The 16,492-nt window shown below is 71.2% G+C and carries 13 protein-coding genes; 2 read left to right on the top strand and 11 right to left on the bottom strand.

The window, feature by feature from the left end; genetic code table 11:
* Positions 1 to 6 precede the first annotated feature (6 nt).
* From FKR81_RS28285 to FKR81_RS28310, 6 genes are all read right to left on the bottom strand, one after another.
* Positions 7 to 1,203, bottom strand: coding sequence for an ATP-grasp domain-containing protein (locus FKR81_RS28285; protein WP_146356257.1), 1,197 nt, complete (start codon positions 1,201 to 1,203; stop codon positions 7 to 9).
* Positions 1,200 to 2,402 carry an ATP-grasp domain-containing protein gene (locus FKR81_RS28290; protein WP_146356259.1) on the bottom strand — a complete coding sequence of 401 codons (1,203 nt, stop codon included), beginning with the start codon at positions 2,400 to 2,402 and terminating at the stop codon, positions 1,200 to 1,202. The genes FKR81_RS28285 and FKR81_RS28290 overlap by 4 nt, the downstream gene beginning before the upstream one ends.
* Positions 2,399 to 3,502, bottom strand: a complete 1,104-nt coding sequence (locus FKR81_RS28295; protein ID WP_186763217.1) for a radical SAM protein — start codon at positions 3,500 to 3,502, stop codon at positions 2,399 to 2,401. Before FKR81_RS28295 ends, FKR81_RS28290 begins: the two co-directional genes overlap by 4 nt.
* Before the next feature lie 101 nt (positions 3,503 to 3,603).
* On the bottom strand, positions 3,604 to 4,053 hold the full coding sequence (locus FKR81_RS28300; RefSeq protein ID WP_146356263.1) for an alpha/beta fold hydrolase: 450 nt from the start codon (positions 4,051 to 4,053) through the stop codon (positions 3,604 to 3,606).
* 11 nt (positions 4,054 to 4,064) lie between these two features.
* Positions 4,065 to 5,048 carry an SLAC1 family transporter gene (locus FKR81_RS28305; RefSeq protein ID WP_186763218.1) on the bottom strand — a complete coding sequence of 328 codons (984 nt, stop codon included), beginning with the start codon at positions 5,046 to 5,048 and terminating at the stop codon, positions 4,065 to 4,067.
* Positions 5,045 to 5,995: an alpha/beta fold hydrolase gene (locus FKR81_RS28310; RefSeq protein WP_146356267.1), complete on the bottom strand. Its 951-nt coding sequence runs from the start codon at positions 5,993 to 5,995 to the stop codon at positions 5,045 to 5,047. Before FKR81_RS28310 ends, FKR81_RS28305 begins: the two co-directional genes overlap by 4 nt.
* Before the next feature lie 132 nt (positions 5,996 to 6,127).
* Here FKR81_RS28310 and FKR81_RS28315 point away from each other — a divergent pair, with 132 nt between their 5' ends.
* The gene (locus FKR81_RS28315; protein WP_235921816.1) at positions 6,128 to 8,905 is read left to right on the top strand and encodes a helix-turn-helix transcriptional regulator; all 2,778 of its coding nucleotides are present in this window, start codon (positions 6,128 to 6,130) and stop codon (positions 8,903 to 8,905) included.
* Here the strand turns inward: FKR81_RS28315 and FKR81_RS28320 are convergent, their stop codons facing one another.
* A complete protein-coding gene (locus tag FKR81_RS28320) occupies positions 8,906 to 9,310 on the bottom strand; it encodes a DUF5997 family protein (protein ID WP_146356269.1) in 405 nt (134 codons plus the stop codon).
* 52 nt (positions 9,311 to 9,362) lie between these two features.
* On the opposite strand from FKR81_RS28320, the gene FKR81_RS28325 reads away from it, so the two are divergent.
* Positions 9,363 to 10,151 (top strand): LysR family transcriptional regulator substrate-binding protein, encoded by a 789-nt coding sequence (locus FKR81_RS28325; protein WP_146356271.1) that lies wholly within the window; start codon positions 9,363 to 9,365, stop codon positions 10,149 to 10,151.
* Between the two features lie 5 nt (positions 10,152 to 10,156).
* Here FKR81_RS28325 and FKR81_RS28330 read toward each other — a convergent pair whose 3' ends face one another.
* From FKR81_RS28330 to FKR81_RS28345, 4 genes are all read right to left on the bottom strand, one after another.
* Positions 10,157 to 10,573: a hypothetical protein gene (locus tag FKR81_RS28330; RefSeq protein ID WP_146356273.1), complete on the bottom strand. Its 417-nt coding sequence runs from the start codon at positions 10,571 to 10,573 to the stop codon at positions 10,157 to 10,159.
* 96 nt (positions 10,574 to 10,669) lie between these two features.
* The gene (locus FKR81_RS28335) at positions 10,670 to 12,895 is read right to left on the bottom strand and encodes an ATP-binding protein (RefSeq protein WP_146356274.1); all 2,226 of its coding nucleotides are present in this window, start codon (positions 12,893 to 12,895) and stop codon (positions 10,670 to 10,672) included.
* A 90-nt stretch (positions 12,896 to 12,985) separates the two neighbouring features.
* On the bottom strand, positions 12,986 to 14,014 hold the full coding sequence (locus tag FKR81_RS28340; protein ID WP_235921817.1) for a ribonucleotide-diphosphate reductase subunit beta: 1,029 nt from the start codon (positions 14,012 to 14,014) through the stop codon (positions 12,986 to 12,988).
* Positions 14,011 to 16,392 (bottom strand): ribonucleoside-diphosphate reductase subunit alpha, encoded by a 2,382-nt coding sequence (locus FKR81_RS28345; protein ID WP_235921818.1) that lies wholly within the window; start codon positions 16,390 to 16,392, stop codon positions 14,011 to 14,013. The genes FKR81_RS28340 and FKR81_RS28345 overlap by 4 nt, the downstream gene beginning before the upstream one ends.
* Positions 16,393 to 16,492 lie beyond the last annotated feature (100 nt).

Raw genomic sequence — 16,492 nt, forward strand, 5'->3', positions numbered from 1 at the left:
GCCTGCTTACCGCAGGTCCCAGGCGATCTGCTCGCCGAGCCAGCGCACGACCTCGTCGTGCACCGGCACGAGCCCTGCCGGATCGTCGGCGGTGAACAGCACGTCGGCGGCCAGTGCGGACGCCTTGCGGGTGCGCTCGAGCCGTTGCCCGGCAACGACGTGCGGCCGCCAGTCGACGACACCGCTGACCGGGCAGGTCGCGGGCATCCTGGTGACCCGGCCACCGGGCGCGGGCAGGAGCACGAAACCGGCCGCGGCCTGAGCGTTCTCGCGCGGCAGGTCCGTGATGCCCGCCTGGCCGAGGCACGACCACCGCTCCAGGTCGACACCGAGCGCGATCCGGGCCTGGTCGTTGATCCGGCCGCCGCCGGTCCTGGCGGTGATCTCGCACAGGACCACGTCCTCACCCGGCACGTCGAAGAGCTCGCAGTGGAAGCTCGTCGGCTCCTGCGGGCCCGGCATGGCCTTGACCAGCCGCTCGACGTACGCGGCCGCCCGCACCGCCACCGGATCGTCGTCGTCCAGTCCCACCACCCCCAACGGCTGGAGGCCGGCGACCAGGCCGTGGCACGTGCCGACGTACCTGCTCACCATCCGCACCAGCACGTCGCCCGCCGCCATCACCCCGTCGACCAGCACCATCGGCGCGTCGACGTGCTGCTCGACCACCAGTCCGGCCGAGGAGTCCCACGGCGTGCGCCGCGCCGCCGCCCAGGCGGTCAGCTCGTCACGGCTCAGCACGGTGACGTCGAGCGCACCCGAACCGTCGACCGGCTTGACCACCACCCGGTCCCGCCCTGCGGCGAAGTCGAGCAGGTCCCACACGGTGTCCACGCGTGCGAACTCCGGCGTCGCGAGACCGGCCTCGGCGGCGAGCCGCTTCATCACCACCTTGTCCCGGAAGGCAACCGCGGATCGAGTGTCCATTCCGGACACACCGAGCAGGTCGCGCAGCTCGCCCGCGCGCACCAGGTCGCACTCGCTCAACGCGACGATCCGGTCGAACGGCCGCCGCCGGTGCGCGGCGACCACGGCGAGGTCGACGGCCCGGTTGGCCTTCCAGTCGTCGAACACCTCGACCGAGCCGAACCCGGCGGTGGACGGCGGCGGCTGGGCGGCGAACAGCGCCACGTCGTGCCCGGCCAGCCAGCTGCCGACCGGGTGTGCGCGCAGATCCTTCTTGCACAGCACCGCAATCCTCATCGCCACGGCTCCATCGCGTCCCACCAGCGCACCGCCGCGCTGATCCGCTCCCGCACCTGCGCCGCGTCGGCGCCCTCGACGACGACGGTCGCCACCGAGTCACCCGCGTGCACGGCGCCCGTGCCCCGCACGCCGGTCAACTCCAACCGCACACCGGGCACGGGACACGGTTCCGCCGGCGGGGTGAACGTCCCCTGCCGCGGCGTGATCGCGACCCAGCCGCCGTACCGGACCGGCACGGCGGGCACGGCGGAGACCGGCAGCCCGGCCTGCCCGCGCAGGTTCTCCTTCGACAGGTGCACGCCGAACGCCGCGGCGTACACGTCCGCCACGAACGCACCGCCGGTGCGGGAAGCGGCCTCGCACAGCACCGGCGCACCTCCGTCGTGCGGCAGCCACGCCTCCAGGTGGAAGCTCGTCGGCAACGGGAAGTGCGGCAGCGCGTCGAGCACCGCGGCCGCGTGGTCGAGCAGCGGGAGGAACGACCCGTCCTGCGGAGCGAGCATGGCGCTCGTCAGCGGAACGCCGTCCCTGACCGCCTCGGCGTTGCCGCCCGAGTAGCGGCTCGGCCAGCAGTGCAGGATCCGCCCGCCGGCCGCGAGACCGTCCACGTGGCACAGCACGCCGTCCACGAACGACTCCGCCATCCACTCACCGGGCCGCGCGGGCGCCGCGGGCAGCACGCCGCAACCCAGCAGGGACACCAGGTCCGCCGCCGAGCGCAGCACGTGCACGCCCTCCGACCCGCCACCCCGGCGCGGCTTGACCACGACGGGAAACCCGTGCACCTCGGCGAACGCGACGAGGTCGCCGGGCGTCTCGACCGCGGCGAACTCCGGCACCGCGATGCCCGCCGCCCGCGCGTACCGCTTCATCACGAGCTTGTCGCGGTAGGCGATGGCCGACGCGACGGACTGCCCGGTGAGCCCCAGCCGTTCCCGCAGCCGGGCGGCGCGGACGACGTCCACCTCGCTCGACGACGCGACGAGCTCGGCCGCACGCCGCGCGGCCAGCCGTTCGGCCTCGATCTCGACCTGCCACGAGCCGTAGTCGTCCACCGCGACGACCTCGGCGAAGCGGTCCACAACGGACTCGTCGACCGCGCCGGTGACCGTGACGAGGCTGACCGGCGCGCCCGCCAGCCACTCGTCGACCGGCCGCTGCCGCACCGGCTTCTTGCTCAGCACCAGAACGCTCATGGCTTGCGCAGCAACGAGTCCGGCGCGAACACCGGCGCCTCGGCCTTCCAGTCGATCGGCGTGGGACTGACCACCGACGTCGGCGTGCTCCAGTTCATCCGCGCCGGGCACGACGCGACGCCGTGGTCGTCCATGATCTGCGAGTACATCTCGCGGCGCTTCTGGACGCACGCCAGCAGCCCGCCGTCCTCCGGGTACCAGCTGCCGAGGTACTCGTCGGAGAAGTTGCAGATCAGCGCGTGCCCGCACGGTTCGGCGTAGATCTTGGCGACGTTCGCGCAGTCCTTCACGGTGAACCCGAGCTGCCGCGCGGGCGGGTAGCACGACACCGTCAGCTCCGGCCCCTCGCCGGACTCGATGACCTCGCCCAGACCTTCGGCGATGCCCATGAACACGTCGAAGAGTCGTTGCGGTGAAAGGCAGAGCTCGGTCTGGTTCGTCGCGGCGAGCCCGGACGGGATCCACGGCTTGATCTGCACGACGTCCACGCCGATGCCGGCGAGCGTGTGGTACAGGTCGACGACCTCGTCGTGGTTGTGCCGCCCCATCCCGATCCGGACGAACACCCACAGCCCGGACTGCTTGGCCCGCTTGATGTTGTCCAGGATCCGTTGGGCGTCACCGTCGTGCGATCCCTTCATCAACGCGAGCAATCGCTGATCGTCCGCGGTGTTGAAGGTGACCTTCACGCCGGACAGCTTCATGTCCGTGAGCTTGGCGATCCGCTCCTCGGTGAGCAGTGTCCCGTTGGTCACCAGCCGGGTGGTGATGCCGCGCTCCCCCAACGGCCGGAACACGGCGTCCACGAGATCGAGCGCCATCAACGGCTCACCGCCGGTGCCGAACACCGCGGCGGGCTTCTCCGGTTCGTCCGGGTCGTCGATCCAGTCGAACAACGAGGTCACGAACTTGTCGGTGTCCAGCGGGTTGAGCCTCTTGCCGATGTAGTCCTCGTTCACGCAGAAGATGCAGGCGCGGTTGCACCCGTCGAGGAACTTGACCTCGACCCCGTCCGTGGGGACGTAGGACGACAGGTCGGTTTGCGGGAAGTTCTCAGCGCGAAATTTGTAGTAAGGGTCAGAGGACGCGTTTGCGCGCAAATTCGACACGTTTTTCCCCCAGGTGTGTGAGCCCTAGGAGATCGACGCTAGCCACTTCGATGTGAGCTGGCTCTCAGTTGCGCCGGGTTAACTCGGATGGACTAGCCGGCCCGCGTCGAGCACCGCGTCCACGAAGGCGCGCGGCGCCTCCTGCGGGACGTTGTGACCGATGCCGGGGAGGGTGCGGTGCCGAGCGCCTTGTCGATCCCGAGTGCGTCCATCAGCGCGATGACGTCCAGCGCGAACGCCGCCTGCTGGGCGTTGCGCACCGTTGCGGCGTCACGGAACCGCGTCGTCCCGTGGCCGCGCAGGTGCGGGACGATCACCCGGTGGCCCCGGCGGGCCAGCATCGGGGCGACCTCGGCGTAGCTGTGGATGTCGTAGGGCCAGCCGTGCAGCAGGATGACCGGCCTTCCCCGTGGCGGCCCGAGCTCGACGTATCCGATGTTCAGCATCCCAGCGTCGATCTGGTTGAGCGGCCCGAAGGTGGCGGGCGGCGCCCCCGCCAGTCCAGCACCCACTACCTTGCCGAAGGTTCGCCTGCTGATCATGTGGGTCCCTCTCACCGAGTGATGCGACGCGCGAGGTCGCGCAAGGTGCCGGCGAGGATCGCCAGGATGGCGGCGGTGGTGATGCCGAGGACGGTCCAGGCGACGACCTGCCAGCCGTCGAAGCGCAGTGCGGCGGACCACCGGACGCCGAGGTTGCCGACCACCGCGAGCGGGAAGGTGAAGACCCAGTGCTGGGCGCTGAACGACAGCCGCAGGTAGTCCGGAACGAAGAACAGCTGGATCAGCAGCATGAACAGGGTGATCCCGCCGACCGCGACCTGCAGCTGGTCGATCTGCCCGTGCTGGATGGCGAACCACGCGAGGCCCGCGGTACCGGGCGGTGACAGCAGGATCGACAGGACCGGCCGGAACGGCAGTGGCAGTGGTGAGCCGAAGAACAGGCGGCTGGTGATCACGGCTCCGAGCAGCAGCCAGAAGAAGATCCCGATGCCGAAGAACGCGATCGCCACCTGGGTGTCGCCCACGCTCATCACCCCGATGGCGGCGATGAACGGTCCCGCGGTGACCGGGAGGAAGTAGCCGGGGTGCATGGCGTTCTGCTCGAGCGGTGCTTTGAGCCAGTGCGCGACCAGTGCGGCGGCGTTGATCACCAGTGCCGCCACGGCGGCGTAGACCAGCCAGCGGGCGGCGCCGCCGAGATCGGGCGCGTAGTAGGCGACCAGCAGGATCGCGATCACCGGGATGTACGCGGTCAGCGGGCCGAGCAGCGGATGACGCAGATCGAGGTGGAAGCTGCCCGTCTTGTGCCGGATCGTGCCGACGACGTAGGCGACCGTGAAGGCCGCCCAGACGACGGTCGCTGCCGCGTAGGCGAGTCCGGCCGGTGCGGCGGTCGCGCCGAGCAGCTGCGCGGCGGCGGTCCAGGCCCCGCCGAGCCCGGCCAGGCCCAGCGGGATCGAGAAGAGGCTGATCGGCAGGGCCCACGACGAGCTGGTGGTGCTCGCCGTGGGCGCGGCGGTCGCGGTGAGAGTCACGACGCCGCCTCTGCGCGGTACGGCGCGAGGAACTCGGTCAGTGCGGCCAGCATCGCCTCGGGCGCCTGTTCGGCGACCCAGTGGCCGGCGCCGGGGATGACCACGGTCCGCACGTCCTTCGCGGTGGCCTCCATGCCGTGCCCGACGTGGTCGCCCCAGCTCGCCTCGCCGCCGACCGCCAGCACGGGCATCGTCAGCGGCTGGTTCTTGCGCTCGCCGTTCTGCGTCTGGGTGGCGTCCCACGCGCGGTAGAACCCGAAGCTGCCGTGCAGGGAGTCCGGGTTGGACAGTCCGCTGACGTAGTAGTCGACCGCGTCGGCGGGCACGTTCCCGCCCTGGATGGCGAACTCGTAGCCGAAGAAGATGGCTTCGCGGCCGGTGACGAGCTGTTCGGTCAGGTCGTTGTCGACCCGGTTGAACGGGATGTGCCAGATCCTGTTGTTGACCGCCTCGGGGACGAACAGCGGCGGTGCCGGAACCACTCCGGGAGGACCGGGGACCTCGGCGACGACCAGGCGCTCGACCCGGTCCGGGAAGTCGGCGGCCAGCGCGTAGCTGATGATCATGCCGGTGTCGTGGCCCGCCACGGCGAACCGCTCGTGGCCGAGCTCGTCCATCAACGCGGCCAGGTCACCGGCGAGGGTGCCGGTGTCGTAGCCGTCCGCGGGCTTGTCGGTGAGTCCCATGCCCCGCTGGTCGACCGCGATGACGGTGAAGTCCTCGGCCAGCGCCGGCATCAGGAAGCGCCACGCGTACCAGGTCTCCGGCCATCCGTGCACCAGCAGCAGCGGCGGGCCGTCGCCGCCGATCACGACGTGCTGCCGCAGGCCGCCGGCCTCGACGAACCGGCTGGTGAACGTCTCGGTGAACCCGGCGGGGAGCTGGGGAGCGCCGGAGGCGGAGCCGGGGCCTTCGGCCGCGGGGTACCGGGTGAGGTCCGATCGCATGATGTGTTCCTTTCGGGGATTCCGGCTCCTCGCCGGCTGGATCCAAGACTCGCCTTCTTCGGCGCGCTTCGAACCCGTGTGACCCACTGGCCGGTGCCCTGGCCCACGTGCGACGCACTAGGGTCCTGACGAGTGGGACCCACCTCGAGTCGTGATCCCGGACCAGGCCTGCGCGGCAGGCGCGGCGAGTGCGACACCCTCGACCGCCTGCTGGCGGACGCACGCGCGGGGCGGAGCCAGGTGCTGGTGCTGCGCGGCGAGGCGGGGATCGGCAAGACTGCGTTGCTCGACCACGTGCAGAGCCGTGCGTCGGGATGCGCGGTGACGCGGGCGACGGGTGTCGAGTCCGAGATGGAGCTCGCCTACGCCGGGCTGCACCAGCTGTGCGCCCCCTTCCTCGACCGGCTCGAGCGCCTTCCCGATCCCCAGCGCGACGCGCTCGGCACGGCGTTCGGCCTGACCGCCGGGGAGCCGACCAACCGCTTCCTGGTCGGGCTCGCGGTGCTGACCCTGCTGGCCGAGGTCGCGGAGGAGCAGCCGCTGGTGGTGCTCGTCGACGACGCCCAGTGGCTCGACCGCGTCTCCGCGAACACCCTCACGTTCGTGGCGCGGCGCCTGCTGGCGGAGCGCGTCGCACTGGTGATGGCGGTGCGCGACGGCGACGGCGAGCCGCAGCTGGCCGGGCTGCCGGACCTCGTGGTCGACGGCCTGAGCGACCTCGACGCGGGCGAGCTGCTGGACTCGGTGGTCCGGGGGCCGATCGACGGGCGCGTCCGCGACCGGATCGTCGCCGAGGCCCGCGGCAACCCGCTCGCACTGCTCGAACTGCCGCGCATGTGGACGGCGGCGGAACTGGTCGACGGGTTCGAGCAGTTCGACGCGGTCCCGCTGGCGGGCCGCATCGAGCAGTGCTTCGCCCGGCAGCTCGATCCGCTCCCCGCCGACACCCGCCTGCTGCTGCTCACCGCCGCCGCCGAGCCGCTCGGTGACGCCACGCTCCTCTGGCGGGCGGCAGGTCTGCTCGGGCTCGGCGCCGATCCCGCCGCGGCCGTCGAGGCGGCCGGACTGATCGAGTTCAGCGCCCGCGTCCGGTTCCGCCATCCGCTGGTGCGCTCAGCGGTCTACCGGGCGGCGTCGCCTCAGCAACGGCTGGAGGTGCACCGCGTCCTCGCGGAGGTCACCGACGCCGCCGTCGATCCCGACCGCCGGGCGTGGCACCGCGCACAGGCCAGTGCGGTGCCGGACGAGGACGTCGCGCTCGATCTCGAGCGTTCGGCCGAGCGGGCGCAGGCGCGCGGCGGGCGGATGGCGACCGCCGCGTTTCTCGAACACGCGGCGATGCTGACGCCCGACCCCGCGCACCGCGCGGAACGCGAGCTCGCCGCGGCCAGGGTGAAGCGCGAGGCGGGCATGCTCGACCCGGCGCTGCGCCTGCTGGCCGCCGTCGAGGCGGGTCCGCCCGACGCGCTGCGCAGCGCGGAGGTCGAGCACCTGCGCGGGCAGATCGCGTTCGACCAGCGGCGCGGCGGTGACGCCGCGCGGATGCTGCTCAGCGCGGCCCAGCGGCTCGGCGGGCTCGACGCCGGCCTGGCGCGCGAGACGCACCTCGAAGCACTCGCCGCCGCCGTGTGGGCGACCGGAGCCGACGGGCACGACGGCGTCGCCCGAGCGGCCGAGGCCGCGCGGGCCGCTCCCCCGGCCCTCACCCCGCCGAGAGCGGTCGACCTGGTGCTGGACGCGCTCGCCGCCAGGTTCACCGATGGCTACGCGGCCGCCGCACCGATCATGAGCCGCGCGCTGGACGCCGTCCGCACGCTCGGCGTCGACCACGTCGGCCAGTTCCTCTGGCTGGCGGGCAGCAGGGCCAGCGGCGTCATCGCCACCGAGGTGTGGGATTTCGACGCGGGACGCGCGCTCGCCGCGCACCAGGTGCGGCTCGCCCGCGACACCGGTGCGCTGGTCCAGCTGCAGGTCGCGCTCAACTTCCTCGCGACCAACGAGCTGCTCGCGGGCGAGCTGGCCGCGGCCGAGGCGCTGGTCGAGGAGGACCGCCAGATCGCGGACGTGACCGGCAACGCGTCCAGCGCGCACACCCCGATGCTGCTCGCCGCCTTCCGCGGCCAGGAAGCGCTGGCGACCTCGCTGATCGCGGCCGCCGGGCACGAGGCGTCGGAGCAGGGGCAGGGCCGGGTCGCCGCCTTCGCCGACTACGCGAACGCGGTGCTGCACAACGGTCTCGGCCGTCACGACCTGGCGCTCGACGCCGCTCGCCGGGTGTTCGACCGCGACGTCGTCGGCTACCAGGTCCTCGTGATGACCGAGCTGGCCGAGGCGGCGTCGCGGACCGGCGACGAGGCGGTGCTGGCGGCCGCGGTCGCGCGGATGTCGGAGCGCGCGCCGGCCGCGCCCACCGAGTGGGCGCTCGGTGTCGAGGCACGGCTGCGCGCCCTGCACGGCAAGGGCGACCTCGCGGAGGACCTGCACCGCGAGTCGATCGAGCGGCTGCGCCGCACCTCGCTGCGGGTCGAGCTGGCACGCGGGCACCTGCTGTTCGGGGAGTGGCTGCGCAGGGAAGGCCGACGCGTCGACGCGCGCGAACACCTGCGCACCGCGCACGAGATGCTGACGGCGTCCGGCCTCACCGCGTTCGCCGACCGGGCGCGTCGCGAGCTGCTCGCCACCGGTGAGACGGCGCGCAAGCGCACCGTCGAGACCAGTGACGAGCTGACCGCCCAGGAGTTCCAGATCGCGCGGCTCGCCCGCGACGGTCTGTCCAACCCGGAGATCGGGACGCAGCTGTTCATCAGCCCGCGCACCGTCGAGTGGCACCTGCGCAAGGTCTTCGCCAAGCTCGGCGTCAGCTCGCGCAGACAGCTGCGCCACGCCGAGCTGGCCGTCAGGCCGTCCTGACTACCGGCGACGCGCTGACCGGCCGATGCTGGGCTCCGCGGGCCGCTCCTTGAGGCGCGCCGCTTCCTTCTTGACCTCGGCCGCGGTGGCGCGCTCCTGCTGCAGCCACTCCGGGTTGGCCGTCTTCAGCTCTTCGATCTGCTCGGTGGTCAGCGACTCGGTGATGCCGCTGCGCGCCAGTCCGCTCATGGAGATGCCGAGCTTCAGCGCGATGATCTGCCGGGGATGCGGCCCGTTGCGGCGCAGGTCCCGCAGCCACTCGGGCGGGTCGGCCTGCAGGGCGTTCAGCTCGTCGCGCGAGACGACACCCTCCTGGAACTCCGCGGGGGTGGCTTCGAGGTGCACGCCCAGCTTCTTCGCCGCGGTCGCGGGCTTCATCGTCTGGGGCGTCTTCGGCGACTTCATGACGAGAAGGGTAACGGGCGCCCGCACCGGTCACGCCCGGTAGTCTGCCCTCGTGACCGGCTCGGACGTACCTCCCTCATTCACGCTCGCGTACGTCCCGGGGGTGACGCCCGCCAAGTGGGTCCGGATGTGGAACGAACGGTTGCCCGACGTCGAGCTGACCCTCGTCCAGGTGCCCGCCGCGCAAGCCGCTGACCTGGTGCGCAACCGCGAGGCCGACGCGGTCCTCCTGCGGTTGCCGGTCGACCGGACAGGTCTGCACGCGATCCCCCTCTACACCGAGACGACCGTCGTCGTGCTGCCGAAGGACCACGCCGCCGCCGCGGCCGAGGAGATGTCCACAGAGGACTTCGCCGACGCCGTGGTGCTGCACCCGCTCGACGACACGCTCGAGTGGGAGCGGCCGCCGGGTCAGCCCGCGATCGAACGCCCCGCCACGACAGCCGACGCCGTCGAGCTGGTGGCCGCTGGCATCGGGCTGCTCGTCGTCCCCCAGTCACTCGCGCGGCTGCACCACCGCAGGGACCTCACCTACCGGCCCATGCCGGACGCCCCTGAGTCGCGCGTCGCGCTGTCGTGGCTGGAGGACGAGACCACCGACCTGATGGAGCAGATGATCGGGATCGTCCGCGGGCGGACCGTCAACAGCACCCGCGGACGTCCCGCGGAACCCGCGAAGCGCGAGCGTCCCAGCGACGGTGCGCGCAAGGCGGTGGCAGGCAAGGGCGCGGGCAACGCTGCGGGCAAGAGCGCGGGCAAGGAGTCAGCGGGCAAGGGCACGCGGCGGGGTGCGGGTGCCCGTGACAGCGGCAAGCGCGGGAAGCCTCGCCGCCGGTCGTAGCCCGCTCACTCCCGGACGTAGATGATCTCCCGAGAGCCGGCGCCGTTGGCCCACACCGCTTCCAGCCGGGCGCCGCGGGTGCGGCTGTGCTTCGGTGACGGCACGGGCGACGAGAAGTTGATGACGCCGGTGTCACCTGGACAGAGTGGAGTCGACTTGTACACCGGGTCGCTCCCCAGTGTCCGGTCCACCTGCAGGTGCAGGTGCACGCACTGCTGATGAGGCCTGATCCCCAGTCTGGCGTGGAGACTCCACTCGGTGACGTCGTTGCCCACCCAGACCTGTCCCCACACGGTGATCTGGAGGTGGGGCTTGTCGTTGTAGTCGACGAAACCCGTACCCGCGTCGGCCGTGCCCGCCAGTCCCGGTGTCATGGCCAGCGCCATGGCTCCGGCGACCAGCGCCTTGCTCCGCTGCCGCATCGTTCGGCTCCTTCCTGTTGCTGCGGCACATCGAACTCCTCGGCGGCTGGAGAAAAGCTGGAGAGCGGCGGGAACATCAGTCGCAGCCGGGCAACCTCACGAATCCAGCGACGACCTGCGTTCGACCGCCCACGTGGCGATCTGGCTGCGTGAGGTGAAAGCCAGCTTGCCCATGATCCGTCCGACGTGGCCTTCGGCGGTCCGTCTGGAGATCACCAGCCGCTTGGCGATCTCCTGGTTGGACAACCCGAGCGCGATCAGTTGCGCCACCTGCACCTCGCGGTGGGTCAGCCCGCCGGTGCCCGCGGTGCGTCGCCGGGACGTCGGTGACTCGGGCCCTTCCAGCGCGAGTGAGACGGCCTCGTCGAGCGTGCGTTCGTCACCCCGGCTGAACGCCTCGTGGAACGCCGGGTCGCCGAGCGCCCGGCTGGCGTTCGCGACGCAGTTCTCGTGCGGTGCGACGTATCCCCCGGAGATGTGCTCGGCCAGACCGAAGGTGCGCCGGATCATCTCGCCTGCGCCGAGCAGCTCGGCCGCGCGCTCCGCCTGGTTCTCGGCACCGGCGATCCAGGCCGACAGCTCGATGATGATCCGGATGCCGATGACGTCGCGGAAGGACTGCTTGATCTCCAGGCACTGTCTCGCATACCTGGTCGCCGCGCGCAGGTCGGCTCGGCCGAAGGAGATCAGGACGAGCGTGTTGAGCACGTACGACAACACCCACCGTTCGCCGCGCGCTTCGCACAGCCGCACCGTTTCCCGGCACAGCCGCGCGGCGCGGTCGGGATCGCCGAGGAACAGGTGTGCCGCGGCGAGCTCGAAGCGGGTGATCGTCGCGAAGGTGTCGACCACGCCCAGCCCGTCGAACCGGCGCAGCGCCTCCCCGAGCAGGTCGGCTGCGCGGGAGTGGTCGCCCTCCATCAACGTCGCGAGTCCCAGGACGCGGATCGCGTTGGCCTCCAACGACTCCGCACCGACCTCCGCCGCGACGGCCAGCGACTCGACGGCGTGCTCGTGGCACGCGGGCACGTCACCCCGCATCGCGGCCACCGCGCTCGCCGCCTGCAACGCCTCCGCTCGTTGCCTGCTGGGACCGGTGTCCAGCGCGAGGAACTCGTCCAGCCAGAAGCGCTGCTCGGCGGGCTGAGCGCCGCACGAGGACCAGTAGAACCACAGCGCCGCCGCCATCCGCAGGCCCGTTCGCGCTTCACCGCGCACGGTGGCGCAGTAGTCCAGCGCGAAACGCAGGTTCGCGTGGCCGGCTCGCAGCCTCGCGCACCACACCGACTGGTCAGGCCCGAACCACTCGGCGGCGCACCGTTGCGCCAGTGCCAGGAAGTGGTCCCGGTGCCGCATCCGCAGCCGCGGCCGCTCCCCGCTCGCACCGAGCTTCAGCTGGCCGTACTGCCGAATCGTCTCCAGCATGGAGTAGCGCGACGAGTCGTCACCTCGGCGTTGCAGGACCGACTTGTCCACGAGTGCGGCGACACCGTGGGACAGGTCCACGCCGCCGCAGACCTGCTCCGCGGCGTGCAGGTCGAACCCGTCGGCGAACACGGACAGCCGCGCCCACAACGACTTCTCCTCGTCCGAGCACAGGTCGTAGCTCCAGTCGAGCATCGCCCGCAACGTCCGATACCGCGCGGGGGCAACCCGCGAGCCGTGCGTGAGCAGCCGGAAGCGGTCGTCGAGACGCTGCAGGATCTCTTCGGGAGACAACGCGCGCAGCCACGCCGTGGCGAGCTCGATTCCCAGCGGGATGCCGTCGAGCTCACGGCAGATGTCGGCGACCACCAGCCAGTTGTCCTGGGTGACCTGGAAACCCGGCTCGGCCGCGGAAGCACGTTCGGAGAACAGCTGCATGGCCGCGGACCGCCGCTGGACCACGCCCTCGGAACGGGGCACCGGCAAGGGCTGCACCCGCACCACGTGCTCAGCCGGAATCCGCAACGCGTGCCTGCTCGTCGTCAGCACGCGCAGACCAGGTGCGGCGCCGAGCAGTTCGTCGATCAGCGACGCGCTGGCGGCGGCCGAGGCCTGCACGAGCCCGAACGTGCTCGCGACCGTCTCCGCCAGCAGGTCGTGGCGTTTCAGAGTGCCCAGCTGCACCAGCCACGCGCCGTGCGGCAACCTCCGACGCAACTGGGTCGCGACGCGCAGCGCGAGCCGAGTCTTGCCGACACCGCCGATACCGGTCAACGTCACCAGTCTCGCGCTGGACAGCGTCGTCTTGATCTCGCTGATCTCCCGTCGCCGCCCGACGAAACTGTTGACCTCGGCGGGGAGGTTGCCCATCTGTTCCGCTGACGCCGTTGTGACCACCGTGGCATTGCTACCAGGAATGGGTGTGAAAGGCGTGCGGCCGCTCGGGTTGCGCGCAACGCACAACCCCGAGCGGCCGCACCCGTTCTCCTAGAAGTCCTCGTCGAAGGCGACCGTGCCGCTCACCGCGACCTGGTAGGCCGACACGCGGCGTTCGAAGAAGTTGGACAGCTCCTGCACGTCCTGCAGCTCCATGAACGCGAACGGGTTCTTGGAGCCGTAGATCGGCTCGATGCCGAGCACCTGCAGCCGCCGGTCGGCGACGTGCTCCAGGTAGGACCGCATGTCCGCGACCGACATGCCCGCGACGCCGCCCTCGAGCAGGTCCTCCGCGAACTGGACCTCCGCGTCCACGGCCTCGCGCAGCATCTGCCGCACCTCTTCGTGCAGCTCGTCGTCGAAGAGGTCCGGCTCCTCGCGGCGCACGGTGTCGACGACGTCGAACGCGAACGCCATGTGCATCGACTCGTCGCGGAACACCCAGTTCGTGCCCGAAGCCAGCCCGTTGAGCAGGCCGCGCGAACGCAGGAAGTACACGTAAGCGAAGGCGCCGTAGAAGAACAGGCCCTCGATGCACGCGGCGAAGCAGATCAGGTTCAGCAGGAACGACCGGCGGTCGTCCCGCGTCTCCAGCTGCGTCAGCGACGAGATCGAGTCGATCCACTTGTAGCAGAACTCGGCCTTGGCGCGGATCGACGGGATGGTGTCGACCGCGGCGAACGCCTCGGCGCGGTCGTTCTCGTCGGGCAGGTAGGTGTCGAGCAGCGTCAGGTAGAACTGGACGTGCACGGCCTCCTCGAACAGCTGCCGCGACAGGTAGAGCCGGGCCTCCGGCGCGTTCACGTGCTCGTAGAGGTTGAGCACCAGGTTGTTCGCGACGATGGTGTCGCCGGTCGCGAAGAACGCCACGAGCCGGTTGACGAGGTGCCGCTCGGCCTCCGACAGCTTGTTCAGGTCGGCGAGGTCCGAGTGGAGGTCGACCTCCTCGACGGTCCACGTGTTCTTGATCGCGTCACGGAAGCGCTCGTAGAACAGCGGGTAGCGCATGGGCCGCAGGGTGAGGTCCATGCCGGGGTCGAGCAGGGCGTGCTTGCGGGCGGTGGACTCGAGCGTGGTCACTGGCAGGCCTCACAGGACTCGGGGTTTTCCAGGGAGCAGGCGAGCGCGTCGGCGTCGGTGACCGGGGCGGGCGCGGCCGAGGTCGGCACGGTGGCCTGCTGGATGCGCGTCGCCGGACGGGAGCGCAGGTAGTACGTGGTCTTCAGCCCGGCTTTCCAGGCGTACAGGTACATCGACGAGAGCTTCCCGATCGTCGGCGACGCGACGAACAGGTTCAGCGACTGGCTCTGGTCGATGTACGGGCCGCGCGCGGCCGCCAGCTCGATCAGCGCCTTCTGCGGGAGCTCCCACGCCGTGCGGAACAGCTCGCGCACCTCGGCGGGCAGTTCGGTGAGGCCCTGCGCCGAGCCGTCGTCGCGCTTGAGCCGCGACCGGATCTCCTCGGTCCACAGGCCGCGCGACTTGAGCTCGCGCACCAGGTACGAGTTGATCTGCAGGAACTCGCCGGACAGCGTCTCGCGCTTGAAGGCGTTGGACACCTGCGGCTCGATGCACTCGAAGCACCCGGCGATCGACGCGATCGTGGCGGTCGGCGCCACCGCGATCAGCAGCGAGTTGCGCAGGCCGTGCTCGGAGATCCGCTCCCGCACCGCGGCCCAGCGTTCGGTCTGCGTGGGCGTGACGCCCCACAGGTCCGGCTGCAGATCACCGCGCGCGGCACGGGTCTGCGCGTACGCGGGGTGCGCACCCGCCGAAGCCGCGAGCTCGGCCGACGACTCCAGTGCGGTGAGGTAGATCTCCTCGGCGATCCGCGTCGACAGCTCGCGCGCCCGCTCGGAGTCGAACGGCAGGCGCAGCTTGAAGAACACGTCCTGCAGACCCATGACACCGAGCCCGACCGGGCGCCAGCGCGGGTTGCTGCGACCGGCCTGCTCGGTCGGGTAGTAGTTGATGTCGATCACGCGGTCGAGGAACACGACCGCCGTGCGCACCGTGGACCGCAAGCGGTCCCAGTCGAGGTCGTCACCGTCGACGTGGGCGCCGAGGTTGACCGAACCGAGGTTGCAGACAGCCGTCTCGGCGTCGCTGGTGACCTCGAGGATCTCCGTGCACAGGTTGGACAGGTGCACGACGTTGCCGGGCTCGGCGGTCTGGTTGCACGTGCGGTTGGACGTGTCCTTGAACGTCATCCAGCCGTTGCCGGTCTGCGCCAGCGTGCGGATCATCCGGCCGTACAGGTCGCGGGCCTTGACCGTGCGCACCGCGCGCCCGGCCGCCTCGGCGGCCCGGTACTCGCGGTCGAAGTCCTCGCCCCACAGGTCGGGCAGCTCCGGCACCTCGTCCGGGTTGAACAGCGACCAGTCGGCGTCCGCCTCGACGCGGCGCATGAACTCGTCCGGGATCCAGTTGGCCAGGTTGAGGTTGTGCGTGCGCCGGGCGTCCTCACCGGTGTTGTCGCGCAGCTCGAGGAACTCCTCGACGTCCGGGTGCCACGTCTCCAGGTACACGCACGCCGCACCCTTGCGGCGGCCGCCCTGGTTGACCGCCGCGACCGACGCGTCCAGCGTCCGCAGCCACGGCACGATCCCGTTGGAGTGGCCGTTGGTGCCGCGGATCAGCGCGCCGCGCGACCGCACTCGCGACCACTGCACGCCGATGCCGCCCGCGAACTTCGACAGGTGCGCGATCTGGGAGTACCGCTCGTAGATCGACGCGAGCTCGTCGCGCGGCGAGTCGAGCAGGTAGCACGACGACATCTGGGTGTGCTGGGTGCCGGAGTTGAACAGCGTCGGCGAGCTGGGCAGGTACGCCAGCGACGACATCAGCCGGTAGAAGTCGATCGCCTCGGCCGCGGTGTGCGACAACCCGCAGGCGACCCGCAGCAGCCAGTACTGCGGCATCTCGATCACCGCGCGGGTGGACGGGTGGCGCAGCAGGTAGCGGTCGAAGACGGTGCGCAGGCCGAAGTACTCGAACCGGCGATCGGCGTCGAAGTCGATCGCGTCGTCCAGCTTGCGGGCGTTGGCCGCGACGAAGGTGGCCGTCGCGTCGCCGATGAGGCCCTCGCGGTGCCCGAGCGCGACGCTCTGGCTGAACGAGTGCACCCCCTGCCCGCGGACCTCCTTGTCGATGTACGCCGACAGCAGGCCGGCGGCGAGCTTGGAGTACGCGGGCTCCTCGGCGACCAGCTCGGCGGCGGTCTGGATGGACAGCCGGTCCAGCTCGGACGTCGTCGCGCCGTCGTACAGACCGCTGATCGTCTTCGTGGCCACCCGCAGCGGGTCGATGTCCTCCAAGCCGTCCGCGCAGCGCTGGACCGCGCGCACGATCTTGTTCACGTCGACCGGCTCGAGTGCGCCACTGCGCTTGCGCACCCGCATCGTGGTGCTCCTGCCGGTGTCGGCCACCGGTGGGGCCGACAGGTCGGAGACCGTCACAGCTCTCTCCTCGCGAGCTCGAGGCCACGAAGGGGTGCGAGGAGCAGACGGGCGCGCGCGATCGCCACGTCCTCCCGCCCTCCCTCGGGGCCGCGGACGC

The organism is Lentzea tibetensis (assembly GCF_007845675.1).
Classification (GTDB): Bacteria; Actinomycetota; Actinomycetes; order Mycobacteriales; family Pseudonocardiaceae; genus Lentzea; species Lentzea tibetensis.